This window comes from Streptomyces sp. TAA486 (genome assembly GCF_000426165.1).
The window spans coordinates 48,406-71,629 of sequence record NZ_AUEV01000018.1; the positions used below are offsets into that span (position 1 = coordinate 48,406).

At 71.7% G+C, this 23,224-nt stretch carries 22 protein-coding genes; 16 read left to right on the forward strand and 6 right to left on the reverse strand.

All coding sequences use genetic code 11. From position 1 onward, the window contains the following. Positions 1–98: 98 nt before the first annotated feature. The 10 genes from I004_RS35655 to I004_RS0123635 all read left to right on the forward strand — a co-directional run bounded on the left by I004_RS35655 (position 99) and on the right by I004_RS0123635 (position 10,286). Positions 99–668, forward strand: coding sequence for a DUF2617 family protein (locus I004_RS35655; RefSeq protein WP_051345359.1), 570 nt, complete (start codon positions 99–101; stop codon positions 666–668). A 126-nt stretch (positions 669–794) separates the two neighbouring features. After that, positions 795–2,453: a polyamine aminopropyltransferase gene (locus tag I004_RS0123595; RefSeq protein WP_028437526.1), complete on the forward strand. Its 1,659-nt coding sequence runs from the start codon at positions 795–797 to the stop codon at positions 2,451–2,453. A gap of 102 nt (positions 2,454–2,555) precedes the next feature. Further along, positions 2,556–3,776 (forward strand): SRPBCC family protein, encoded by a 1,221-nt coding sequence (locus I004_RS0123600; RefSeq protein ID WP_486580184.1) that lies wholly within the window; start codon positions 2,556–2,558, stop codon positions 3,774–3,776. A 67-nt stretch (positions 3,777–3,843) separates the two neighbouring features. After that, positions 3,844–4,662, forward strand: coding sequence for an aldose epimerase family protein (locus I004_RS0123605; protein WP_028437528.1), 819 nt, complete (start codon positions 3,844–3,846; stop codon positions 4,660–4,662). Positions 4,663–4,694: 32 nt separating this feature from the next. Continuing rightward, complete coding sequence (gene pyrE / locus I004_RS0123610) at positions 4,695–5,231, forward strand: orotate phosphoribosyltransferase (RefSeq protein WP_028437529.1); 537 nt, start codon at positions 4,695–4,697, stop codon at positions 5,229–5,231. 224 nt (positions 5,232–5,455) lie between these two features. Continuing rightward, the gene (gene fbaA, locus I004_RS0123615) at positions 5,456–6,478 is read left to right on the forward strand and encodes a class II fructose-bisphosphate aldolase (protein ID WP_028437530.1); all 1,023 of its coding nucleotides are present in this window, start codon (positions 5,456–5,458) and stop codon (positions 6,476–6,478) included. Positions 6,479–6,655: 177 nt separating this feature from the next. Then, entirely contained in the window at positions 6,656–7,069 is a 414-nt protein-coding gene (locus I004_RS0123620; protein WP_028437531.1) for a DUF3151 domain-containing protein, read from the forward strand. 260 nt (positions 7,070–7,329) lie between these two features. After that, on the forward strand, positions 7,330–8,193 hold the full coding sequence (locus tag I004_RS0123625; protein ID WP_028437532.1) for a tryptophan 2,3-dioxygenase family protein: 864 nt from the start codon (positions 7,330–7,332) through the stop codon (positions 8,191–8,193). Beyond that, positions 8,186–9,523, forward strand: a complete 1,338-nt coding sequence (locus tag I004_RS0123630) for an aminotransferase class V-fold PLP-dependent enzyme (RefSeq protein ID WP_028437533.1) — start codon at positions 8,186–8,188, stop codon at positions 9,521–9,523. The genes I004_RS0123625 and I004_RS0123630 overlap by 8 nt, the downstream gene beginning before the upstream one ends. A 25-nt stretch (positions 9,524–9,548) precedes the next feature. Next, positions 9,549–10,286, forward strand: a complete 738-nt coding sequence (locus tag I004_RS0123635; protein WP_028437534.1) for an alpha/beta hydrolase — start codon at positions 9,549–9,551, stop codon at positions 10,284–10,286. 87 nt (positions 10,287–10,373) lie between these two features. Here the strand turns inward: I004_RS0123635 and I004_RS0123640 are convergent, their stop codons facing one another. Further along, the gene (locus I004_RS0123640; protein ID WP_028437535.1) at positions 10,374–10,835 is read right to left on the reverse strand and encodes a cupin domain-containing protein; all 462 of its coding nucleotides are present in this window, start codon (positions 10,833–10,835) and stop codon (positions 10,374–10,376) included. Between the two features lie 132 nt (positions 10,836–10,967). After that, a complete protein-coding gene (locus I004_RS0123645) occupies positions 10,968–12,251 on the reverse strand; it encodes an adenylosuccinate synthase (protein WP_028437536.1) in 1,284 nt (427 codons plus the stop codon). Between the two features lie 150 nt (positions 12,252–12,401). On the opposite strand from I004_RS0123645, the gene I004_RS0123650 reads away from it, so the two are divergent. Further along, the gene (locus I004_RS0123650) at positions 12,402–13,295 is read left to right on the forward strand and encodes a hypothetical protein (RefSeq protein ID WP_028437537.1); all 894 of its coding nucleotides are present in this window, start codon (positions 12,402–12,404) and stop codon (positions 13,293–13,295) included. 150 nt (positions 13,296–13,445) lie between these two features. Next, a complete protein-coding gene (locus I004_RS0123655; protein WP_028437538.1) occupies positions 13,446–13,793 on the forward strand; it encodes a hypothetical protein in 348 nt (115 codons plus the stop codon). 29 nt (positions 13,794–13,822) lie between these two features. Here the strand turns inward: I004_RS0123655 and I004_RS0123660 are convergent, their stop codons facing one another. Beyond that, positions 13,823–14,173: a DoxX family protein gene (locus tag I004_RS0123660; RefSeq protein WP_028437539.1), complete on the reverse strand. Its 351-nt coding sequence runs from the start codon at positions 14,171–14,173 to the stop codon at positions 13,823–13,825. A 115-nt stretch (positions 14,174–14,288) separates the two neighbouring features. Between I004_RS0123660 and I004_RS35660 the strand changes: the two genes are divergently transcribed. Beyond that, on the forward strand, positions 14,289–14,864 hold the full coding sequence (locus tag I004_RS35660; RefSeq protein ID WP_051345360.1) for a TetR family transcriptional regulator C-terminal domain-containing protein: 576 nt from the start codon (positions 14,289–14,291) through the stop codon (positions 14,862–14,864). An 82-nt stretch (positions 14,865–14,946) separates the two neighbouring features. On the opposite strand, the gene I004_RS0123670 is transcribed toward I004_RS35660, so the two are convergent. Then, positions 14,947–15,375 carry a MarR family transcriptional regulator gene (locus I004_RS0123670; protein ID WP_106965431.1) on the reverse strand — a complete coding sequence of 143 codons (429 nt, stop codon included), beginning with the start codon at positions 15,373–15,375 and terminating at the stop codon, positions 14,947–14,949. 218 nt (positions 15,376–15,593) lie between these two features. On the opposite strand from I004_RS0123670, the gene I004_RS0123675 reads away from it, so the two are divergent. Then, a complete protein-coding gene (locus I004_RS0123675) occupies positions 15,594–16,532 on the forward strand; it encodes an ABC transporter ATP-binding protein (RefSeq protein WP_037977511.1) in 939 nt (312 codons plus the stop codon). Then, entirely contained in the window at positions 16,529–18,244 is a 1,716-nt protein-coding gene (locus I004_RS0123680; RefSeq protein WP_486580185.1) for an ABC transporter permease, read from the forward strand. Before I004_RS0123675 ends, I004_RS0123680 begins: the two co-directional genes overlap by 4 nt. A gap of 52 nt (positions 18,245–18,296) precedes the next feature. Here the strand turns inward: I004_RS0123680 and I004_RS0123685 are convergent, their stop codons facing one another. Beyond that, positions 18,297–20,171, reverse strand: a complete 1,875-nt coding sequence (locus I004_RS0123685) for a serine/threonine-protein kinase (RefSeq protein WP_028437543.1) — start codon at positions 20,169–20,171, stop codon at positions 18,297–18,299. A gap of 128 nt (positions 20,172–20,299) precedes the next feature. After that, positions 20,300–22,243, reverse strand: coding sequence for a protein kinase domain-containing protein (locus tag I004_RS35665; protein WP_051345361.1), 1,944 nt, complete (start codon positions 22,241–22,243; stop codon positions 20,300–20,302). A 222-nt stretch (positions 22,244–22,465) separates the two neighbouring features. On the opposite strand from I004_RS35665, the gene I004_RS0123695 reads away from it, so the two are divergent. Beyond that, positions 22,466–23,122 carry a DUF4956 domain-containing protein gene (locus I004_RS0123695; protein ID WP_028437544.1) on the forward strand — a complete coding sequence of 219 codons (657 nt, stop codon included), beginning with the start codon at positions 22,466–22,468 and terminating at the stop codon, positions 23,120–23,122. Positions 23,123–23,224 lie beyond the last annotated feature (102 nt).

Consider the following 23,224-nt stretch of genomic DNA (forward strand, 5'->3'; position numbering starts at 1 on the left):
GAATTGGCGTGGGTACGAGCCGGCGGCGCACGACCCCTGGTCACTCGAGGAGAGAGCGCCGGGCTCGCCCCTCCACTGTGTGCCTGCGGAGCCGACCCATGCTCACCACTCTCTCCACCCCGTACACCGATACCCGCGCGGGCGACCTCGCTTGGGCCCTCGGCCGCGGGCCGCTGCCGGCGCTCGCCTGCCGCGAACTCGAACTCGACGGCATCACGGTGCAGTTGAGGCTCCTGGGTGCATCGCACCAGGTGATCCTCGAGGAGGACGGCCGCACCTGCTCCGAAACCGTCGCCTGCATGCCCGGCGGCACGCCGCTGCCGCTCGGCGTCTCACGGCGCACCGGCGCGTGGGACTACGACTTCGCGGCGCACGTCGAGACGCTCGCGCCTGACTCGTTCGCGGGCCGCGCACAGGAGTTGCTCGAACTCGTCTCCGACCATCCCGGCGGTCTCGCGGGTACGTTCCCGGGCGCACCGCACGCGTTCACCGCGCTGATGGTGCAGCGGTCGGCGGGCCAGGTGCGCTGGCGTACCTGGCACTCCTATCCGCAGGAGGGCCGGCTCGTCTCCACCCGTACATGCGTGGCGCGTTCGGTCGTACGTACGCGACGCTCACCGGCCTCGCCGCACTCCCGGGCGGCCGAACGATCCGCGACGGTGCGGTAGTTGACCGGCACGCACTCCAACTCCCGTGCACGCCGTGCTTCCGGCCGCTTCGTTGCGCGTGGTTTGACGCCGCGGCACGCGTGTGGGTGACGAAGAGCGCAGAAACCGTCACGTAGCGTTCGCACCATGACCGACCGCCTGATCGCCCCGCCCCAGGACGCGCGGCTGCCCGTGCCCGCCGGGCTCGGGCGCGGGCTCGTACTCGCGTCGGTCTTCGTCTGCGCGGCCTGCGGTCTCGTCTACGAGCTCGAACTCATGGCGCTCGCCTCCTACTTGGCGGGCGACTCGGTCACGCAGGCGTCAGTCGTCCTGTCCGTGATGGTCTTCGCGATGGGCATCGGCTCGCTGCTCGCCAAGAGGCTGCGCTGCCGTGCGGCGACGGGATTCGCCGCCGTCGAGGCGATGCTGGCCGTCGTCGGGGGCGGTTCGGCGATCGCGCTGTACGCGAGCTTCGCGTGGTTCGGCGGCGCGCAGGTCGCGCTCGTCGGCTTCTCGCTCGCCATCGGGGTGCTGATCGGTGCCGAGATGCCGCTGCTGATGACCCTCATCCAGCGCATCCGGCAACAGGACGCGGGCGGCGCGGTCGCCGATCTCTTCGCCGCCGACTACGTGGGCGCGCTCGTCGGCGGGCTGACCTTCCCCTTCCTTCTGCTGCCGTTCTTCGGCCAGTTGACGGGGGCGCTGCTGACGGGCGTGGTGAACGCGGGCGCAGGCGGAGTCGTCGTGCTGTGGCTCTTCCGCCACGACGTGAGCAGCCGAACGCGCTGGGGTCTGCTCGCCGCGAACGGTGCCGTGGTCGTGCTGCTCGTCGCCGCGACGGCCTTCGTCGCCTCGTTCGAACGGGCGGCGCGGCACGCGGTGTACGGGCAGGACGTGCGGGTCGCCGTCAGCGACGGCGAACGCGAGGCCGTCCTCACCGGCGACCCCGACCCCACCGCCTATCGGCACGGCGCCGAGCCGCTGCGGTTCTTCCTCGACGGGCGGATGCGGGCATCGTCGGCGGACGGCGACCGCTACCAGACCTCACTCGTGCGCCCCGCCATGACGGTCCCCCTCGGCCCTGGGGGGGCTGGGGGAACCCCCAGGCACGACCGGGTGCTGATCCTGGGCGGCGCGGACGGACTGGCCCTGCGCGAGGTGCTCCGTCACCGGGGCGTGCGGGAGGTGACGGTGCTCGGACGTGACGCGGAGGCTGTGCGGCTCGCCCGCACGGACCCGGGACTGCGGCGGCTCAACGAGGACGCCTACGGCGACCCGCGCGTACGCGTCGAGCACGACGGCGACATCTTCGAACGTCTGCGGGAGCGGTCACGGGACGCGGATGCCGTGCCGTACGACGTCGTCGTCTCCGACCTTCCCGACCCCGGAGTCCGGGACATGGCGAAGCTCTACTCGCAGGAGTTCTACGGGCTGTTGGACCGTGCGCTCGCGGTGGACGGCCGTCTCGCCGTGCACGCCGGCCCGGCCGCCGCCGACCCGCGCACGTACTGGACGGTGGAGGCGACGCTGCGGTCCGCCGGGCTGCGGACCTCTCCGTACGCGGTGCGCAGCCCGCGCGACTGGGGGTTCGTGCTCGCCTCGCCCGGCGGCCCGGCGGTGCCCCGCACCGAGATGCCCGCAGGGGCGTCGGAGCTGACGGCCATGAGCGGCGCCGGTGCGGGCGACGGCGCCGCGTCACCGCCGTACCCGCTGACTCCGCATCAGTTGCGTTCAGCGGAACTGCGGGCCGAGCGGAACCGGGTGACGGGCCTGCCTCCGTCGACCCTCACGCACCCTCGCTACTGAGCCCTGAGTCCGCGCCCAGGCGGGTGCGCTGCGGGGCGGAACAGTGCCGACCGGTCACATGTACGGGGTGTCGTGGGTAGGCTCCGCCCTATGGAGCACGAGGTGAACGTTCCGTTTTCCGTCGGATCGGTACGGGCGGCGCTCGCTGAGCCCGAGCGCGTGGCGCGCTGCGTGCCCGGTCTGCAACTCGACAGCGCCGAGGGCGTGAAGCCTGCCAAGACCGGCAAGAGCAGCGGAAGCGCGAACGCCAAGAGCACCGGGAGCACCGTCGAGGGACGCCTGCGCGTCCGGGTCGGCGGCTCCACGATCACCTACCGGGGCAGCCTGACCCTCACGCCCAGCGGTGAGGAGTTCACCGTCAAGGGCACCGGTACCGAGGCGCGGGGCAGCGGCTCCGTGCGGCTGAACCTCACCGTCGTACCGAGGCGGGCGAAGGACGGCGAGGGCACCCGCCTGGTCTTCTCGGGCACGGTCAAGGCCGACGGACGTCTCAAGGACGTCGAGCAGAAGACGGCGACGACGGCCGGCCACCGGCTGCTGGAACGGTTCGGCTCGGCGCTCGGCGAGAGCATCCAGCAGGACGCGCCGAAGGAAGTCGATTCCCCGGACGCGCCTGCGGCGGAACCGGCGACGGCCGGGCCTACGGGCGGCATCGGCGAGCCCGGCGACAACGAGCGCGTCATCCCCGGCATCCCGGGCCCCGACAACCGCGAGGCCCCGTCGGAGGAGAGGTCCGGGCAGGGCAAGGCGAAGGACGCCGCGAAGGGTGCCGCCACGGACAAGGCCGCCGACAAGGGCCAGGCCAAGGCCGGTGACAAGGCCGGGTCCGAGGGCACGGACAAGAGCCGGGACAAGGGCACGGCGAAGGCCGAGGACGCCGAGGGCACCGCCGAGGAGACCGGCAAGAAGACGGCCGGCGACCAGGCAAAGGGCGAGGCCAAGAGCCAGGAGAAGGACGCCGCCACGGACAAGGACGCCGCCACGGACAAGGACCGCAAGGCCCAGGACGGGGAGACACCGGACCGCGAGGGCATCTTCGGCACCGAGGTCCCGCCGTCCTCCCTCGACCCCTTCAACGAGGAGCCCCTCGACGAGGCCGAGGTGGAGGCCGCGGCCCAGGCCGAAGCGGCACACGCACGCCGCACGATGATCGGGCGCAGCGCCGAGGAGGTCGACCACGCGCCGCCGCGCGGCCGCTACGCCCCCATCCCGGTGCCGGAGCCGATCGCCAACTCGGCGGCGCTGCGCTGGGTCGCACCGGCCGCTGCGGCCGTCGTCGCCGGTGCCGTCGTGATCGGGCGTGCTCTGCGCCGCCGCCGCTGAAGGTGCAGGCCAGCATGTACGGCCGGGTCGTGCTCTGCCGGGAAGTACCGAGGTTTAAGGTCGCGTCATGACTGACACCGCCACCACTGACGCCGACGTCACACTGCGCGCCGGGGACGCCGAGTTGACGGTCGAACCGCACCGGGGTTGCCGGCTCGCCTCGATGAAGGTCGGCGGCAAGGAACTGCTGCGGCAGGGCAACCGGTACGGAGCGTTCGTCATGGTGCCCTGGTGCGGACGCACCGACCAGGGCCGTTTCCGCAGCGGTGGCGAGCTGTACCAACTCCCCCTGGACAGCGGCCCGCACGCGATCCACGGCACCGCACGCGACGGCGCGTGGCGCACCCTTCGGCACGACGAGCGTTCGGCGGCGTTCACCTACGAGCTGAGCGATCCCTGGCCGTGGGAGGGCCAGGTGACGCAGATCGTCGAGCTGGACGAGTCCGGGCAAGGGCTCACGCTCACTCTCGGCGTCGAGGCCACGGACGCCAGCTTCCCCGCTCAGGCCGGCTGGCACCCCTGGTTCCTGCGTAACCTCGGCGGGCGCGGCGGCGACGTGCGGATCGACTTCGAACCGGAGTGGCAGGAGGAGCGCGGCGTCGACCACCTCCCCACCGGCAAGCGCATCGCTCCTCGCCCGGGGCCCTGGGACGACTGCTTCGGCATGCCGCAGGGCGTCGACGTCACCCTGACCTGGCCGGGGGAGCTGGAGTTGAAGGTGGCGAGCCGGGCCGAGTGGGTCGTCGTGTACGACGAGCAGCCGGAGGCGGTGTGCGTGGAGCCGCAGTCGGGTCCCCCCAACGGCCTCAACTCGCATCCGCATCTGGTCACCCCGATCCAGCCGCTGGAGATCTCCACGACCTGGACCTGGCGGCCCCTCCCGTAGCGTCCCGGTCCCGCCCGCATAGGCTCCGGGACATGAGCACTGCAGACGCGCTGCTGCGGCAGATCAAGGAAAAGGCCGTCGTGCACGGCAGGGTCACGCTCTCCTCGGGGCAGGAGGCGGACTTCTACATCGACCTGCGCCGCATCACCCTCGACGGAGAGGCGGCGCCGCTCGCGGGCCAGGTCATGCTCGATCTGACGGACGGGCTCGAATTCGACGCGGTCGGCGGCCTGACACTCGGCGCGGACCCAGTGGCCTCGGCGATGCTGCACGCGGCCGCCGCCAGGGGCCGGAGCCTGGACGCGTTCGTCGTACGCAAGGCGGGCAAGGCGCACGGCCTGCAGCGCCGCATCGAGGGGCCGGACATCGCCGGGCGGCGGGTGCTGATCGTCGAGGACACCTCCACCACCGGAAACTCGCCGCTCACCGCCGTCGAGGCGGCGAGGCAGGCGGGCGCGGAGGTCGTGGCGGTGGCCACCATCGTCGAGCGCGGGGCGGCGCCCGCCATCGAGCGGGCCGGCCTGAGGTATCTGCACGCGTACGAGCTGGCCGATCTCGGGCTGGCCTGAGGGCCGCCGCCCCCGCGGCCGGGGGCCCGCGCCGGGGCCGATCGGCGGTGGACGGGGGCCATGACCTCCGATGGCTGAGGCACCGCGGTCAGTCTGGGAGTATGGGGGTGACGATGACGTCGTTCCGTTGATTTCGTTGATCCCCGTCGATCCGGCCACGGACTCCCCGTCGATCCGGATCCGGACTCCGCAGCAGAGCCGATACGCACCCAAGGAGCGGACAGATGCCCATCGCGACCCCCGAGGTCTACAACGAGATGTTCGACCGGGCCAAGGCGGGCAAGTTCGCCTACCCCGCAATCAACGTCACCTCGACGCAGACCCTGCACGCCGCCCTCCGCGGCTTCGCGGAGGCGGAGAGCGACGGGATCGTCCAGATCTCCACCGGCGGTGCCGAGTTCCTCGGCGGGCAGTACAGCAAGGACATGGTGAGCGGTGCGGTCGCGCTGGCCGAGTTCGCGCACATCGTCGCGAAGAAGTACCCGGTGAACGTGGGCCTGCACACCGACCACTGCCCGAAGGACAAGCTCGACGGCTACGTGCGTCCGCTGCTCGCGATCTCCAAGGAGCGTGTGGACGCCGGGCAGAACCCGCTCTTCCAGTCCCACATGTGGGACGGCTCCGCCGAGAACCTGAAGGACAACCTGGAGATCGGCCAGGAGCTGCTCGCCGTGGCCGCCGCCGCGAAGATCATCCTCGAGGTCGAGATCACCCCGACCGGCGGCGAGGAGGACGGCGTCACCCACGAGATCAACGACGAGCTGTACACGACGGTCGACGACGCGCTGCGCACCGCCGAGGCCCTCGGGCTGGGCGAGAAGGGCCGCTACCTGCTGGCCGCCTCGTTCGGCAACGTGCACGGCGTCTACAAGCCGGGCAACGTCGTTCTCCGTCCCGAGCTGCTGCGGGACCTCCAGGAGGGCGTCTCCGCCAAGACCGGCAAGCAGAACCCGTTCGACTTCGTCTTCCACGGCGGCTCCGGCTCCACGGACACGGAGATCGCCACGGCGTTGGAGAACGGCGTCGTGAAGATGAACCTGGACACCGACACCCAGTACGCCTTCTCGCGGCCCGTCGCGGACCACATGTTCCGCAACTACGACGGTGTGCTGAAGGTCGACGGCGAGGTCGGCGACAAGAAGACCTACGACCCGCGCAGCTGGGGCAAGGCCGCCGAGAAGGGCATGGCCGAACGCGTGCAGCAGGCGTGCGCGAACCTGCGCTCGACCGGCACGCGGCTGAAGTAGTACGCAGGGGCGCAGGGAGCCCGGGCAGTACAGGACCCGTCCCGTTCGAGGAGGACCGGACCGCGCCGCAGCGGCCGGTCCTCCCGCGCGCCGGACCGGATCCGCCCGGGCCGCGGGAGCCGAACGGTTCCCTCCAACCCGGACTGCGTCCCGTACCGACAAGGCAGACTGGAAAACATGAGCATTCACGAGAACCTGCTCGGGGGCCCGCCCCCGACCCACCTGCCCGACGACCCCGGTCCGCGCGAGCTGCTCGCCTCCGGGGCCGCACCCGTCGAGGTGGCGGCGGAGTACCCCACGTCCTCGCTGGCGTGGGCGCTGCTCGCGGACGACGCCTTCGAGGCAGGACGGGTCGTCGAGTCCTACGCCTACGCGCGTACGGGCTACCACCGCGGTCTCGACGCGCTGCGGCGCAACGGCTGGAAGGGCCACGGTCCCGTGCCGTTCGAACACGAGCCGAACCGCGGCTTCCTGCGCGCGCTGCACGCCCTCGCGCGGGCCGCGCAGTCGATCGGGGAGCACGAGGAGTACGAGCGCTGCTCGACGTTCCTCAAGGAGAGCTCGCCGACCGCCGCGGCGACCCTGTCCTAGGCAGGTCGGGGGACGAACCGTGGCTGGTCGCGAGCCGTGGATCGCGGTCTCGGCCGCGGGCGGAGACGCACTTGCGGACCCGTCGGGCATATGACCAAGGCGCTGACCAGGTGCCCTTGTCCCGGCGGGCCGCCTCCCCGATGATGAATGGCAGGCCCGTGTTCCCGGGGATCCGGGGCGGGCCTGAGGGGACCGGGGCTCCAATGCCGATCGAGAGATGGGAGCGGACCGCTACCCGGACACCACGTTGAGGAGAAGCGATGTCTCACGACGTCGAGGACCCCGCGGCCGGTTTGCAGGCCCCCGATCTGGACTTCGAAGGCACCACCCCGTACGAGGACTACGTGCAGGCGGATGTCCTCACCCACCTCCAGCACCCGCTCTCCGAGGACCCCGGCGAGATGGTCTTCCTCGTCACCACGCAGGTCATGGAGCTGTGGTTCACCGTCATCGTGCACGAGTGGGAGACGGCCGCGAAGTCGCTGCGCAAGGACGACCTTCCCGGCGCTCTCGCCGCGCTGAAGCGCTCCACGTACGAACTCCGGTCGCTGAACGCGTCGTGGGAGCCGCTGGCCCATCTGACACCGGCGCAGTTCAACTCCTACCGCTCCGCGCTGGGCGACGGCTCCGGCTTCCAGTCCGCGATGTACCGGCGGATGGAGTTCCTGCTCGGTGAGAAGTCCGCCTCGATGCTCGTACCGCACCGCGGAGCGCCGCGCGTGCACGACGAGTTGGAGAAGGCTCTGCACGAACCGTGCCTGTACGACGAGGTGTTGCACCACCTCGCGCGCCGGGGCGAGGCAGTCCCGCAGGAGGTCCTGACCAGGGACGTCTCGCAGGTGTACCGGCCGCATCCCGAGGTGGAGGCCGTGTGGGCGCAGGCGTACGCACGTCAGTCGGACGAAGCCGCCGCCGGCGGCGAGAACGACGCCGTACGCCTCGGTGAGGCGCTGACCGAGGTCGCCGAACTCGTGTGGCGATGGCGCAACGACCATCTGGTGGCGACCCGGCGGGCGATGGGCTCGAAGGTCGGCACCGGCGGCTCGGCGGGCGTGGCATGGCTGGAGAAGCGTGCCGCGAAGAACGTCTTCCCGGAGCTGTGGACGGCGCGCAGCCATGTCTGACGCGGCGGGGCCGGGGGCGGACGCTTCCACCGCCGCCGAAGAGCTCGACGCGCGCGACGAACTCGCCCACCGGCGTAAGGACTTCCTCCTCGACGATGACGGCGGCACCGTCTATCTCGACGGCAACTCCCTCGGCGCGCTGCCGCGTTCGGTGCCCGCGCGCCTCGCCGAGGTCGTGGAGCAGGAGTGGGGGCGGCTGCGCATCCGCTCCTGGAGCGAGTCCGGCTGGTGGAGCGCGCCGGAGCGCATCGGGGATCGCATCGCACCCCTCGTGGGTGCGGGCGAAGGACAGATCGTGGTCGGAGACTCGACCAGCGTCAACGTCTTCAAGGCCGTCGTGGGTGCCGTGCGTCTCGCCCGCGAGGAGCACGGCGGGTCCTCGTCCTCCGGGGCCGCTTCGGGCGGCCGGGACGAGATCCTCGTCGACGCCGCCACCTTCCCGACCGACGGCTACATCGCCCGCTCGGCGGCGCGGATGACGGGAGCGACCGTGCGGGCGGTTCCCGTCGCCGAGATGGGAGCCGAGGCCGGTCCGGGCACGGCCGCCGTGCTCGTCAACCAAGTCGACTACCGCACCGGCGAGTTGCACGACCTGCCGTCCCTCACCGCCGACGTGCACCGCGCCGGCGGCCGCGTCATCTGGGACGTCTGCCACAGCGCGGGGGCGCTCCCCGTCGGACTCGACGCGCACGGCGCCGACTTCGCCGTCGGCTGCACCTACAAGTACCTCAACGGCGGTCCCGGATCGCCCGCGTTCCTGTACGTGCGGCGCGAGTTGCAGTCCCGATTCGACACGCCACTGCCCGGCTGGACCTCGCACGCCGACCCGTTCGCCATGTCCGACGGATACGTGCCGGCGGACGGCGCCGTACGCGGGCGCGTCGGCACACCGGACATCCTGTCCATGCTCGCGCTGGAGGAGGCGCTGAAGGTCTGGGACGGCGTCGGCATCTCCGCGGTGCGCGCCAAGAGCCTCGCGCTGACGGACTTCTTCCTCCAGCAGGTGCGTACGCACGTCCCCGAAGGCCGGGCCGGACGGCTTCGGCTGCGCTCGCTGACGCCGGAGGCGCACGAGCGGCGCGGCAGCCAGATCTCGCTGCTGTGCGAGGGGGAGGGGGCGGACTCCGGTGGACGGACGGCCGGCGCGCCACGCGGACCCGACGTGGCCGAAGAGTTGATGGCGCGGCTGCACGAGCGCGGCATCGTCGGCGACTTCCGCCGCCCGGGCGTGCTGCGCTTCGGATTCACGCCGCTCTACACCTCGTTCGGCGACGCCGGTCGCGCGGCGAAGGTGCTCGCGGAACTGCTGCTCGCACGCGGGGACGCGTGAGTGGCGGTGGAGCGGTGGTGAAGCGTTGACCCCCGGGGAGGAGCCGGCGCTGCTGGGCCTGAAGCCGGTGCCGCCGGAACGCACGGTCGCCTACGGCGAACACCCGTCCCAGGTCGTGGACTTCTACGGGGTGGGGGCGCCGGGGCCGCGCATCACCGTGCTGCACGGCGGCTTCTGGCGCGAGGCGTACGACCGCACGCACCTCTCCCCCTTCGCCGCCGCCCTGGCGGAACGCGGCATGGCGGTCGAACTCGTCGAGTACCGGCGCGTGGGCGGCGGTGGCGGCTGGCCGGAGACGGCCCGGGACGTAGCCGCTGCCCTCGCTCTGCTCGGGCCTCCGGACGTGCTGCTGGGGCACTCGGCCGGCGGCCAGCTGGCGCTGTGGGCGGCATCGGAATCCGTGGGATCGGTGCTCCCGCGAGGGCGCGATCGCGCCGCGGACCGGGTCGTCGCCGTCGCGCCCGTGGCCGATCTCGCCCGTGCGCACCGTCTCCGGCTCAGCGCCGGAGCGGTGAGCGAATTCCTCGGCGGCGAGGGGGCGTTGGCGGAGCGGCTGCCGGAGGCGGACCCGATGCGTCTGCCGCCGCGAGTGCCGGTGGAGGTCCTGCACGGCACCGCCGACGACGTGGTCCCCGTCGAGTTGTCGCGCGGCTACGCCAACGACTGGGGCGCACGCCTGAACCTCCTTACGGGCGTGGGCCATTACGCGCCGTTCACGCCGGGCACGCCCGCGTTCGGCGTGCTCGTCGACGCGCTGAGGTGAACGGCGCCGAGGTGAACGGCGCTGAGGTGGACCGCGCTGAGGTGAGCCGCGCCCAGGTCGACGGCCCCCGTGGGAGCAGGCCGTCGGTCAGGGCAGCATGCGGAAGTCGGCGAAGTCGAAGCCCGGCGACACGAGGCAGCTGACCAGGGTCTCCCCTTCGTGGTCCACGGGACGGGCCCGCTGCCAGACGCCGGGCGGCACAACTGCCTGCGGTGCGTGGCCCGTTGCGACGTCCGGCCCGAGCGTGAGCGTCTCCGGTTCCTGCCCGGGGGCTTCACCGTCGCCGCCGAGCTGGAGGTGCAGGGGCGAACCGGAGTGCCAGAGCCAGATCTCGGCGGACCGTACGACGTGCCAGCGCGACTCGTCCCCCGGCCCCAGGAGGAAGTAGATGGCGGTGGCGCTGGCCCGCTCTCCGTCGTAGCCGTCGGGGTGCAGCGCGATGCCGCTGCGCCACGTCTCGCGGAACCAGCCGCCTTCCGGGTGCGGTTGCAGCCCGAGCGCTTCGACGAGCGGCGGTGCTGAACGGGACTGCTGGCGGTGGTCCGGCATGAGCGGGTGTCCCTCGTTTCTTCCGGTGGCTGGGCGTCGGTACGGCGTCGGCCCTCACGCCGGGGTGACACGCCCACTCGTGCTTGCACGGGCCTATCACCCCGGCAGACCGGTCACCCGGCAGATCCGCTCCTACAGAAAGGAGTTGATCTGGATGGTCTCGTCCCGTCCGGGGCCCACCCCGATCGCGGAGACAGGCGCTCCGGACATCTCCTCCAGCGCCTTCACATAGCCCTGCGCGTTCTTCGGCAGGTCGGAGAAGGTCTTGGCCTGGGTGATGTCCTCGGACCAGCCCGGCAGGTACTCGTAGACCGGAGTCGCGTGGTGGAAGTCGCTCTGGCTGAAGGGGAGTTCGTCGATGCGCTTGCCTTCGACCTCGTAGCCGACGCATACGGGGATGCGCTCCCAGCCGGTCAGCACGTCGAGCTTGGTGAGGAAGAAGTCGGTGAGGCCGTTGACGCGGGTCGCGTAACGGGCGATGACGGCGTCGAACCACCCGCAGCGCCGGTCGCGGCCGGTGGTGACGCCCCGCTCGCCCCCGATCTCGCGCAGCGCCTCGCCGTCGGCGTCCAGGAGTTCGGTGGGGAAGGGGCCCGCGCCGACCCGGGTCGTGTACGCCTTGAGGATGCCGATGACGCGGCTGATCTTCGTCGGCCCGACGCCCGACCCCGTGCAGGCGCCGCCCGCCGTGGGGTTGGAGGACGTGACGAACGGATACGTGCCGTGGTCGACGTCGAGCAGCGTGCCCTGACCGCCCTCGAAGAGGACGACCTTCCCCTCGTCCACCGCGTTGTTGAGGATCAGGGTGGTGTCGGCGACGTAGCCGCGCAGCGCGTCCGCGTAGCCCAGCAGTTCCTCGACGATCTGCTCGGTGCGCACGGCACGCCGGTTGTAGAGCTTCGCGAACACCTGGTTCTTGAAGTCGAGGGCGGCCTCGACCTTCTGCGTCAGGATCGACTCGTCGAAGAGGTCCTGGACGCGGATGCCCACTCGGTTGATCTTGTCGGCGTAGGCGGGGCCGATGCCGCGGCCCGTCGTGCCGATCTTCCGCTTCCCGAGGAACCGTTCCGTCACCTTGTCGACCTCGGTGTGGTACGGCGTGATCAGGTGGGCGTTACCGCTGATGAGGAGCTTGGACGTGTCGACGCCGCGCTCGTTCAGCCCGCTCAGCTCGGAGAGCAGGACCGACGGGTCGACGACGACGCCGTTGCCGATGACGGGCACACAGCCCGGCGAGAGGATGCCCGAGGGGAGCAGGTGCAGCGCGTACTTCTGGTCGCCCACGACGACCGTGTGGCCGGCGTTGTTGCCGCCCTGGTAACGCACCACGTAGTCCACCGAACCGCCGAGGAGGTCGGTGGCCTTCCCTTTGCCCTCGTCACCCCACTGAGCACCGAGCAGCACAAGTGCGGGCACAGGCGTACACCCCTTCCGGGCGGGGCATGTCCCACGTGCGTGGCGAGTGCCATCGCAAGAGCCGCGGACCGGTGCCCCAGATAGAGGAAGCCCCTGACGCAACAGCGACAGGGGCTCTTGCACCGAGAGGTTACCTGAGAGAGGAACAAGGTGTCGGCTCCAGACCCCGCGGGGACCTCGCAGCCCTCGCTGCTCCTGGTCATCGACCCCGTCGCCAAGCTCTGGGACGGAGAATCCGTGCGCATCGCGCGTGACGTGCTCTGTGCGGGCGCGTCCGGCGTGAAGGTGTGCCTGCCGGAGAGCCCGGAGGAGACCGAGCGTGCCCTGGCCCGCCGGGGAAGCCGGCGCCCGGTGGTCGTGGGCGACGACAGAGCGCTGCTGCGGGCCGTCCGACTGCTGCACCGCGAGCGGGAGTTGGAGGAGGCGGTGCTGTCGGTGGTCCCCGTCGGCCCGGAGGAGACCGTTGCGCTGATGTGCGGTCTGGGTGTGCCGGCGGACGCGGTCTCGGCCGCGCGCACCGTTCTCGACGGTGCCGAGCGGAGGCTGGGTCTGCTGATGGACGACAGCGGTGGTGTGGTGCTGGGCGGCATCCGCATTCCGGGGCCGCCGTGCTCGGGCGAACTCCCGGGGCTCGCGGGCGCGCTGAGGGCGAAGGCGGCCCTGTCGCGCGCGCGGCGCCCGCGGGCGGCGGCGCAGCGGCTGCGCGTCGAGGCGGACGGCGAGCTGCTCGCGGATCTCGACCGGCCGGTGACGGAGGTGTCGGTCTTCTCGCCCTCCTCCGCGGGCAGGGCGGTCCCCGGCCCTCGGTCTTCGTGCCGGGGAGATCCTGACGCGGGCTCCGGCAGTGAGGGCGCGAGGGAACCGAGCCTGGCGCAGGTGACGGTGCTGCCGCAGGGAGCGGACCGTGTGCAGGCACGGGCGAAGGCGGTGACGGTGTCGGGGCCGGATTTCCGCTACCGCGCGGACGCGCTGGACGGCGGGCCGGTGCGCGTACGGACGTGGACGGCGCTCGCGGGGGCCTGGACCCTCACCCTTCCCGCGTGACGCGGTGCCGCGGGGCCGGCTCCTGCCCGTGTCGTGGCGCCCGTCCCGTACTCCGGTCCGCCGGGAAATCCCGTTGTGGGGCCATGAGCACGGCCATATGGTCCGGCCATGTCCCTACGCGTTCGAATGCGTCAAGCCCTCCCTGAAGCGATGCGTGCCCGCGACAAGGCCACGGTGAGCGCCCTGCGCGCAACGCTTGCCGCACTGGACAACGCGGAAGCGGTGCGGGTGGAGGACACCGAGGTGCGCGGCTTGGCCCTCGAGGAGTCACCGGTCGGTGCCGGTGCGACCGAGGCCGTGCGGCGTGAGCTGAGCGAGAGCGGTGTTGCGGACATCGTGCGGGCCGAGGCCGCCGAACGACTGCAGGTCGCCGAGCAGTTGACCGCGCCTGCCCACGCCGACCGGGTCGCGCAGCTCCGTGCGGAGGCGGCCGTGCTGCTCCGCTTCCTGGACGACGGACACCGGGCCTCGCCCCCTGTTCGCACCGACGGCCCGTAGGCGCGGCGCGAGTCAGCGGCGCGTACGCCTCAGGCCGACGCGAGGCGCAGGGCCAGTGCTCCCGCGGCCAGGACCAGCAGCACGAGCGGCATGGCCAGGCGGCCCCGGTCGCCGGCCCGCACGTGGGCCGCCACCGCGAGCAGGAAGTAGCAGACGAGAACGAACGCCGCGGCCACGCCCAAGGGCGTCCAGAAGAGGCCGCAGACCAGTCCGGCGGCTCCCGCGAGGAGGAGGACCGCCAGGGCGTTGAGCCTGCTCTCGGGCACGCCTGCCTTGGCGTAGCTGCGTACGACGGCCTCGTTGTGGCCGAGCTTCTGCGTCGCCGAGAAGACCAGCACGGCGGCGAGCAGAACGGAGACGACGGCTGTGGCTGTGAACACGGGCACCTCCCCGGGCACGCCGGAGCGCTGGGGCGCTGGAGCACGACGTGCCGACCGGACTCCAATCTAAACACTTGTATAGTTTCCTTGGCAATCGACAGGGATCGGGGAGATCATGAGCCCGCAGCGCAGCAACCGTTCACAGCTCATCGAGGGCACACTGCGCTGCCTGGAGCGGCTGCCCCCCGAGCGGATCACCGCGCGGGCGATCGCCGACGAGTCGGGAGCCAACCTCGCGTCGATCGCCTACCACTTCGGCTCGAAGGACGCCCTGGTGACCGAGGCGGCGATCGCGGGCCTCGACCGGTGGCTCGCCGAAGTCGCAGCAGCACTCGGAGACTTGGCAGACCGGACGCCCGAGGAGCGCTACCGTGCCGCGTCCGAGGCCGTCACGAGCACTCGGGGCAGCCGTACGGGCCTCGCCAGGCACTACGTCACCGCCCTAGCCAGAGCGCAGCACGACGACGCGATCAGGGAGACTCTCGCCGAGGGATTCCGGCGTACGCGCCCCGAGGTCGCGGCGCTCCTGGGGCTCGGCGACGACGAGGAAGGCCGGGACGCGGCCGGCCTGGCGCTGGCTCTCTTCCATGGACTGCTGATCCAGACCCTGCTCGCGCCCGACCTCGCGATCGAGGGGAAGCGGATGCACCGCGCCCAGGTCCGCCTGCGCGGGGCGCTGCCGGAGGCCTGACCGCTACGTCGGTGCGCGCCGAGCGCGTCGCGCCCTGTTCTCGCCAGGCGTCGCAACCCGGACGGGACTCGTCCGTCACGGCCTACGGCCCCTCGCCGTTGCGGGCAGCGCGGTGGGCGCGCCAGCGCTCCAGCATTCCCTCCAGCTCGCCCTGCATGAACTCCAGGAAGTCGTGGGTGTCCCTCACCCGGCGTCCGGCGGGAGTCTCCGGCCCCAGAGCCTCCTCGCCCGAGCGCAGCGTGGCTGTCCACCGGCTCAGGAGCTGGTCGCGGTCCAGGAGGGCCTCGTACCAGACGTTCTCGTGCACGCGGTAGATCTCGCGACGCGATCCCGGCTCGCGCTCGCGGCTGACCATGTGGACCTGGGAGAGGTAGCGCACGGCGCCCGAGACCGCGGCCGGGCTGATGCGGAGCCGTTCCGCGAGCTGTGCCGAGTTGAGCCATCCGTCACGGGAAGCCAGCAGGCATGCGAAGACCCGGGAGGCCATGCGCTGCATGCCCGCCTCCGTCATGTCTGCGGCGAAGCGCTCGACGAAGGCGGCCGAGGCCGCGTCGTATCCCGCGTCGTATTCGGCGGGTCCGGTGATTCCGGCGGTTCCGGCGGTTCCGGACTCGGGGTCCGGTCTGTCTCCAGTCACCGGCTCGGCTCCCTCCCTGCTCAGCTGCGTACCGCAGATCCTAACGCTTCCTTAACTTCACAAATTTATGAAACAAGCGTAGCTTCCTGTCCATGGACACATCCGCCACCGCGATCTCGGTAACCGGTCTCGTGAAGACCTTCGGCCGGGCACGTGCACTCGACGGGCTCGACCTCGAAGTCCGCACCGGCGAGGTGCACGGCTTCCTCGGGCCCAACGGAGCCGGGAAGTCGACCACCATCCGCGTCCTCCTCGGCCTGCTGCGCGCCGACTCCGGAACCGCCCGGCTGCTCGGCCACGACCCGTGGGACGACGCCGTCACCCTGCACCGGCGTCTCGCCTACGTCCCCGGCGACGTCGAGCTGTGGCCCGGCCTCACCGGCGGAGAGGCGATCGATCTGCTCGCCCGCCTGCGGGGCGGCCTCGACACCGCCCGCCGGGACGAGCTGATCGAGCGCTTCGACCTCGACCCGACGAAGAAGGGCCGCACCTACTCCAAGGGCAACAGGCAGAAGGTCGCCATCATCGCGGCGCTCGCCTCCGACGCGGAGCTGTTGCTGCTGGACGAACCCACCGCGGGACTCGACCCGTTGATGGAGGTGGTCTTCCAGGACGTCATCTTCCAGGCGAAGGCGGCGGGCAAGACCGTGCTGCTCTCCAGCCACATCCTCGCCCAGGTCGAGAAGCTCGCCGACCGCGTGAGCATCATCCGGCTCGGCAGGATCGTCCAGTCCGGGACGCTGAGCGACATGCGGCACCTGACGCGCACGACGATCGAGGCCGAGACCGAGCGGCCCGTGACGGGACTCGAAGCGCTGCCGGGCGTGCACGACGTACGCACCGACGATGCGCGGGTGCACTTCGCCGTCGACGGCGAGCACCTCGACGGAGCAGTGCGCCACCTCAGCGGGCTGGGCGTCCGCAGCCTCACCAGTCATCCGCCGACGCTCGAAGAGCTGATGCTGCGGCACTACGGCGACGAGCTCGCCGCCAACGGGCACCTCAACGGCGCCGGGGGAGCGGCACGATGAGGACCGAGACGGGCTCAGGGCCCGCGGGAAACTCCACGGAGGACTCCCGGAGCAGGCCGCGGGGCGCAACACCCGCGGCGAACGGCACCGGTGGCCGGCGCGCGCCGCACCGCCTGCTGGCGGGCACGGGCACACTCATCCGCTTCGCCCTGCGCCGCGACCGCATCCGCGTCCCCGTGTGGATCGCGGCTCTGCTGATGGCCAACCTCTCCACGGTCGCCAAGCTCGAAGGGCTCTACGCCGGGGCGGCCGAGCGTGTCTCCGTCGCGAAGACCATGGGCAGCCCGGCCGCGCTCGCCATGACCGGGCCGCGTCACTATCTGGAGGGCGGCTACGGCCTGGGCGCAATGCTCGGGCATCAGGTGATCGGCTTCTACGGGGTGCTCACCGGCCTCATGGCGGTGCTGATCGTCGTGCGGCACACCCGTGACGAGGAGGAGACCGGCCGCGCGGAGCTGCTGCGCTCCACCGTCGTCGGCCGGCACGCCGCGTTGACCGCCGCCCTCGCCGTCGCCGTGGCCGCATCGCTCACGCTCGGCGCGCTGCTGGCCGTCAGCCTCGGCGGGTCCGGCATGGCGGGAGTCAACTGGGAGGGATCGCTGCTGTACGGGGCGGTGTTCGCGGGGCTCGGCATCGTCTTCGCCGGCGTCGCGGCCGTCACCGCGCAGATCACGGAGCACGCGCGCGGCGCCTCCGGCATGGCGCTGGGCGTGATCGGGCTCGCGTACGTGCTGCGCGCGGCCGGCGACGTCGGCGACGGCACGCTGTCGTGGCTGTCGCCCATCGGCTGGGCGCAGCGCAGCTATCCGTTCGTCGACGACCTGTGGTGGCCGCTGCTGCTCACGCTCGCCGCCGCGGTGGCGGCCGGCGGCACGGGCTACGCGCTCAGCGTGCGTCGTGACGTCGGTGAGGGACTGCGCACGCCGCCCGCGGGACGCCGGACGGCTTCGGCGGCGCTGGTACGTCCCTTCGGTTTCGCCCTGCGGTTGCACCGCGGCATGATCGCGGGCTTCGGCGCCGGGGTGTTCGTTCTGGGAACGATGTACGGGTCGATCCTCCGCGACGTGGACGACATGCTGAAGGACGTCGAGATGATGGACCAGGTCCTCGCGAAGGCCGGGGGATCCTCGTTTGTGGACTCCTTCGCGTCGATCGTCATGATCGTCAACGCGGTCATCGCCGGCGTCTACGTCGTGGTCGCGGCGCTGCGTCCACGCGCCGAGGAGACCGCGGGGCGGGCCGAACCGCTGCTGGCCACGGGCCTTTCCCGCACGCGGTGGGCGTGGAGCCATCTGTCGGTGACGCTCGTCGGCGGTACGTTCACGCTGCTGCTGGCAGGACTCGGCTTCGGCATCGCGGGCGCGGCCTCCACCGGCGACGGCGGTCTGGTGCTGTCGCTGACCGGTGCGGCACTGGCCTACGCACCGGCGCTGTGGGTCACGGCCGGCGTCGCCGCCCTGCTCTTCGGGTGGCTGCCGCGCGCCACGGCGGCCGCGTGGCTCGTGCCGGTGTACGCGTTCCTCGTCGGATACCTGGGCCGCATCCTGCAGTTCCCCGACTGGATGAACGACCTCTCCCCCTTCGGGCACGTTCCGCAGCTGCCCGCCAAGGAGATGGACTGGACGCCGATGGCGGTGCTCACCGCGGTCGCGGCCGTCCTCCTCGCCGCGGGGCTGGCCGGCTTCCGGCGCAGGGACCTGGAGACGAAGTAGTCGCCGAAAGCCGTCAACCGGGGGCGGTGGCCGGGCCGTTCACCCGCGTGGATCAGTTCGCGCGGGTGTAGGCCAGTTCCTCGCCCTTCGGGAAGGTGCGCATGAGGCCGCCCTTCTCGACGCGCAGAGTGGAGGAGGGGCCGGTGGCACAGGCGCCGGAGGAGGCCGTCTTGTCGAGGCCGGGTGGGCCGATGCGTACATCGTCCCCGCCCGCCCCCACTGAGAACAGGTCGGCCTTCGCCTCGCAGTGCTCGTTGGGGGCCTCCGAGACCATGGAGACCGACCTGCCGCCGGCATCGACCTGCTTCACGGTGATCCGCTGGGTGCCGCCCCTGGGCAACTGGCGCTGCCAGGTGCCGAGATACTCCTCGGGCAGCTTCTCCGGCTCGCCGACGCGGTGCAGGGTGGCGCTGCGGCCCGCCGCCTCCCACTTCAGCGTCGTGTCGGAGGCGTTGCTGAGCTTGTGGGAGCCCAGGGCGGAACACTTGCCCTCGGGCACGCTCTTGACGACCTTGGTGTCCAGCTCGACCGAATCGCCGGCCGAGACGAGCTTGCCGTCGCTCTTGCACTCGTAGCTCTTGCCGAGGCTGATGCTGTTGGCGACGACCTCGCCGATCTTGCCGCGTGTGACGACGAACCGCCGGTACTGGCCCGTGGGTTCGCCGTCCCGCTCGACCTCGCCGCTCCAGGTGCCCACGTAACTCTCCGGGATGTCCGAGGACTCGCCGGTGCCCGTGGTCTTGTCCGAGTTCAGCAGGGGGAGTTCGGCCCCGGATGCGGCGAAGGCGACACCCGCCACGACGACCGCCGCCAGCGCACCGATCGCCAGCCGCCTGCGCGGCCGGGGAGCGGGAGCCGGTGGCGCCTGCCGCTCCGATGTCTGCTGGGCCGGCGGCCGGGGCAGCGCGGAGGTGTGCGATTCCCCGGTCCCGGCGCCGGGCACGTTCGGGGCCCCGGAACCCGACGGCGGGGTGTCGGTGTCCAGCAACTGCACGGCGTGACGGCCCAGTTCGGCGATGAGCGTGGCGGGCAGCCAGGGCGCCGCAGCGGTGCCCGTGGAGATGGGCTGCACTCCCGCGATGACGTCCTCCGGCGCGGGCCGGTCCGCAGGGTCCTTGGCCAGGCACGAGGCGATGAGACCGCGCAGCGGCTCCTCGACCCCCTCCAGATCGGGATCCTCGGAGGCGATGCGGAACATCACGGCATGCATGCCGCCCCCCTCGCTCCCGAAGGGCGTGCGGCCCGTCGCGGCGTACGCGAGGACGGAACCCATGGAGAAGACGTCGCTGGCCGGGGTGACCTGCTGTGCGCGGATCTGCTCCGGCGACATGTAGCTGGGGGAGCCCACGATCACGCCGGTGCCCGTCACCGTCGAGTCGGGAAGTGCGTCCAGGGCGCGCACGATGCCGAAGTCGATGACGCGCGGGCCGTCGATCGTGACGAGCACGTTGGACGGCTTGAGGTCGCGGTGCACGACGCCGGCGCCGTGGATGTCGAGGAGGGCGCTGGAGAGGCCGTAGGCGAGCGTGCGGATGGAGTTCTCGGGCAGCGGGCCGCCGCCCCCGCCGTCGGCACCGCCGGTCGATCCGGTGGACGTCCCGCGCTGCATGCGGGTGGATACGACCTGTTCGAGGGAGGGCCCGGCGATGTAACCGGTGGCGACCCAGGGGTTCTCGGCCTCGGTGTCCGCGTCCAGTACGGGTGCCGTCCAGCGCTCCCCCACGCGCCGTGCGGCCTCCACCTCCAGGCGGAAGCGCGTACGGAACTCCGCCTCGGCCGCCAGCTCCGACTTGATGAGCTTCACCGCGACCGTACGTCCGCCCTCGGACCGGGCCAGGTAGACCCGGCCCATTCCGCCGGAGCCGAGCCTGCTCAACAGCCGGTAACGGCCGATGGATTGCGGGTCGTCCGCCGCCAGCTCCGCCATTGCATCCCCCACGTCGGTCTTTCCAGCCGGTGAGCTGGAACCCTCTCACTCTCTTTCGCGAAGGTCACAGCCCGGCTGCCAACACGTTCCCGTTTGATGGTCGCGGCCCGATGACGGGCGCCGGTCCTTCAGTTGAGCCGGCCGGTGAGGCGGTCGTCCTGCATGGAGGTGAGCCGGCTGACGAGGACGAGGGCGAGGATCGTGGCCGGGATGCCGAAGAAGTCGGTGAAGACGGCCACCGAGATGGTCTGCTGGGCCGCCTCGACGCTGTCCTCGCCGTACCAGCTCTCGTAGTCCAGCAGGAAGAAGAAGAAATAGACGAGCCACATCGTCCACCAGCCGTTGACGATGCCCCGCCGTACGCGCGGCTTCGGCCCGTATCCCTGCCACTGCGGTGCGGCCGGATCGCTCGCGGTCCACACGTCGTTCAGGACCTGCTTGGGCATGAACAGGTTGCACACCGGTATGAACCACGCGCCGACCGCCATGGCCGAGGTGTAACGGATGCGGCCGGGCGCGAAGTGCGCCGAGTTGACCCGGACCCGCCAGAACCAGATCAGCCAGAGGATGATCACGCTGATCCCCAGCAGGGACTCGATCACCTCAACTCCGACCGTGGCGCCCTGCAGGCGGCCGTAACCGTTGATGTCCTCCAGTTCGTCGGCGAAGCCTGCGTTCGCCTGCACGCTGTCGAGCTTGTTGATCACGAGGCCGTCCACGACCACGGCGATCGCCCCGATCAGCAGATGGAGGCTGAAGAGCACCGTGAGGGCCTGCGCGCTCCTGCGGGGAGAGGCAGTCGGGCGGAGCGGCTGTGCGGGCCGCACGCCGGCGGGCCCGCCCGGCCCACCCCGAGTGGGGCCCGGGCCGGGAGCCGGGGCCGGAGCGGCGTGCTGACCTGGGAAGCCCGGCTGCCACTGCTGCTGCGGTGGCGGCGAGTACGGGGAGCCGGAGGGCGGGCCGTAGAGCCCGGGCGGCGGCGGGGTGGACGGCGGCGACTGTCCGGAGGGCGGCGGCGTGGACGACCCCTGGTGCGGTGAAGGCGGCGGCGTCGACGGTCCGTGGGGCGCGGAGGGCGGAGGCGTCGACGGCGTGGGCTGCGCGACGGGACCGGACACCACGGGCCCGGCGGTGCGCACGGCCTCGGCGCGCGGCTGCTCGACGCTCTCCGGGTCCTCGCTGTCCAGCAGTTGCACGGCATGTCTGCCCAGCTCGGCGAGCACCTCGCCCGGGAGCCAGGTGCCCTTCAGCTCGCCCTCGGTCTGCTGCAGCAGCATCTCCACGGTGGGCCGGTCGGCCGGATTCTTGGTGAGGCAGGCGGCGACGAGGTCGCGCAACGGACCGTCCAGCCCGGACAGTTCGGGCTCTTCCTCCGCGATGCGGAACAGCAGGGCGTGCACTCCGCTGTCCGCCGTGCCGAACGGCATCCTCCCGGTCCCCGCGTACGCCAGTACCGCACCGAGGCAGAAGACGTCGCTGGCGGGCGTGACCTGCATGCCACGGACCTGCTCCGGCGACATGAAGCCGGGGGAGCCGACGAGCGCGCCCGTCCGCGTCAGCCCGCCCGCGGACTGCACGGCGGAGTCGAGGGCCCGGGCGATGCCGAAGTCGATGACGCGCGGACCGTCGATGGTGATGAGGATGTTGGAGGGCTTCAGGTCCCGGTGGACCAGCCCGGCACGGTGGATGTCGCTGAGCGCGCGGACCAGTCCGGAGGCCAGCGCCGTCACGGTCCGGTGCGGCAGCGGCCCGAACTGGTCGTCCACGACCTCGGAGAGGGAGGGCCCGGCGATGTAACCGGTGGCGAGCCACGGCGTCGCGGCCTCGGTGTCGGCGTCCAGCACGGGCGCCGTCCACTCGCCGCCGACCTTGCGGGCAGCCGTGATCTCCTGGGCGAAGCGGCGCCGGAAGTCGGGCTGCCGGGCGAGTTCGTCCTGCACGGCCTTCACCGCGACCGTGCGGCCGCGCCCCGAACGGGCCAGATAGACCCGGCCCATGCCCCCTTCGCCGAGCCTGCCGAGCAGCCGGTAGTCGCCGATCCAGCGTGGGTCCTCGGCGCTGAGCCGCTTCATCTTGGTACCTCTTCCCCCCGGGTGCTTGGCTGCCACGAGAATAGAGCGGCGGGCGTCGCGGATCGATCGGAGCCCCGAATCCGATCCGATAACGCCGTTACGCCCGGCACGGGGGCGCACATCGAGGGCCTGAATTGAGATGACAAGCTCTCAATTCGCCCTTATCGGTGGGGTGAAGGGCGTAGCGGCACCGCCGTTGACCGGCTCCCCTATTTTCCCGCTATGGACCCGATCAGCCAGATCCTCATCCATTTCGCACTCGACCTCGTCTCCGTCTGCGTGCTGACGTTCGCCATCTACTATCCGCGGCACCGGCGACGGGATCTGATCCCCGGGTATCTGGCGCTGAACGTGGCGCTTTTCGCCCTCGCCGCGGTGCTCGGGCGCAGCGGCGACCAAGGCGGCATCGCGCTCGGCTTCGGTCTGATCGGGGTGCTCTCCATCGTCGGCCTGCGCTCGGACTCCATGCAGAGCGAGGAGATCGCCTACTACTTCACGGCCCTCGTCCTCGGCCTCATCTCCGGCCTGCCGAACGTGAGTCTGATGCTCGCCGCGCTGCTGTGCACGCTTCCGCTCGCGGTCGTCTACATCGCGGGCCACCCGCGGCTGTTCGCCCGTACGCTGCGTGCCCTCGTCACGGTCGACGAGGCGGTCACCGAACCGGCGGCCATCGAGGCCTTCGTGCGGGAACGACTGGGGGAACCCCTCGCGTGGAAGATCCAGGAGGTCGACTACGGGCGTGACCTCACCGTCGTCGACGTGCGGTACCGGCGTCCCGGCAACGCGCGTCACGGCGGCGGGCGCAGGCTGCGTGCGGTTGTGCGGCCGCCGCGGCCGCGCCGACCGCGGGAGTCCCCGGGGGAGACCGTCCCTTCCTAAGGGCCCCGCCTCCGCATCGAGTTCGTCGGGAAGCTCCTGCACGCGAAGGTCGTCGAGCGGCAAAGGTGACGTGGGCCCGGGACGCCGACGCCGGCCGGGGCC

Excerpts from the sequence above, each read along its gene's own strand:
- I004_RS35655 (WP_051345359.1), top strand. The coding sequence starts at position 99 with ATGCTCACCACTCTCTCCACCCCGTACACCGATACCCGCGCGGGCGAC.
- I004_RS0123595 (WP_028437526.1), top strand. The coding sequence starts at position 795 with ATGACCGACCGCCTGATCGCCCCGCCCCAGGACGCGCGGCTGCCCGTG.
- I004_RS0123605 (WP_028437528.1), top strand. The coding sequence starts at position 3,844 with ATGACTGACACCGCCACCACTGACGCCGACGTCACACTGCGCGCCGGG.
- pyrE (WP_028437529.1), top strand. The coding sequence starts at position 4,695 with ATGAGCACTGCAGACGCGCTGCTGCGGCAGATCAAGGAAAAGGCCGTC.
- fbaA (WP_028437530.1), top strand. The coding sequence starts at position 5,456 with ATGCCCATCGCGACCCCCGAGGTCTACAACGAGATGTTCGACCGGGCC.
- I004_RS0123620 (WP_028437531.1), top strand. The coding sequence starts at position 6,656 with ATGAGCATTCACGAGAACCTGCTCGGGGGCCCGCCCCCGACCCACCTG.
- I004_RS0123625 (WP_028437532.1), top strand. The coding sequence starts at position 7,330 with ATGTCTCACGACGTCGAGGACCCCGCGGCCGGTTTGCAGGCCCCCGAT.
- I004_RS0123630 (WP_028437533.1), top strand. The coding sequence starts at position 8,186 with ATGTCTGACGCGGCGGGGCCGGGGGCGGACGCTTCCACCGCCGCCGAA.
- I004_RS0123640 (WP_028437535.1), bottom strand. The coding sequence starts at position 10,835 with ATGCCGGACCACCGCCAGCAGTCCCGTTCAGCACCGCCGCTCGTCGAA.
- I004_RS0123655 (WP_028437538.1), top strand. The coding sequence starts at position 13,446 with ATGCGTGCCCGCGACAAGGCCACGGTGAGCGCCCTGCGCGCAACGCTT.
- I004_RS35660 (WP_051345360.1), top strand. The coding sequence starts at position 14,289 with ATGAGCCCGCAGCGCAGCAACCGTTCACAGCTCATCGAGGGCACACTG.
- I004_RS0123670 (WP_106965431.1), bottom strand. The coding sequence starts at position 15,375 with ATGACGGAGGCGGGCATGCAGCGCATGGCCTCCCGGGTCTTCGCATGC.
- I004_RS0123675 (WP_037977511.1), top strand. The coding sequence starts at position 15,594 with ATGGACACATCCGCCACCGCGATCTCGGTAACCGGTCTCGTGAAGACC.
- I004_RS0123680 (WP_486580185.1), top strand. The coding sequence starts at position 16,529 with ATGAGGACCGAGACGGGCTCAGGGCCCGCGGGAAACTCCACGGAGGAC.
- I004_RS0123685 (WP_028437543.1), bottom strand. The coding sequence starts at position 20,171 with ATGGCGGAGCTGGCGGCGGACGACCCGCAATCCATCGGCCGTTACCGG.
- I004_RS35665 (WP_051345361.1), bottom strand. The coding sequence starts at position 22,243 with ATGAAGCGGCTCAGCGCCGAGGACCCACGCTGGATCGGCGACTACCGG.
- I004_RS0123695 (WP_028437544.1), top strand. The coding sequence starts at position 22,466 with ATGGACCCGATCAGCCAGATCCTCATCCATTTCGCACTCGACCTCGTC.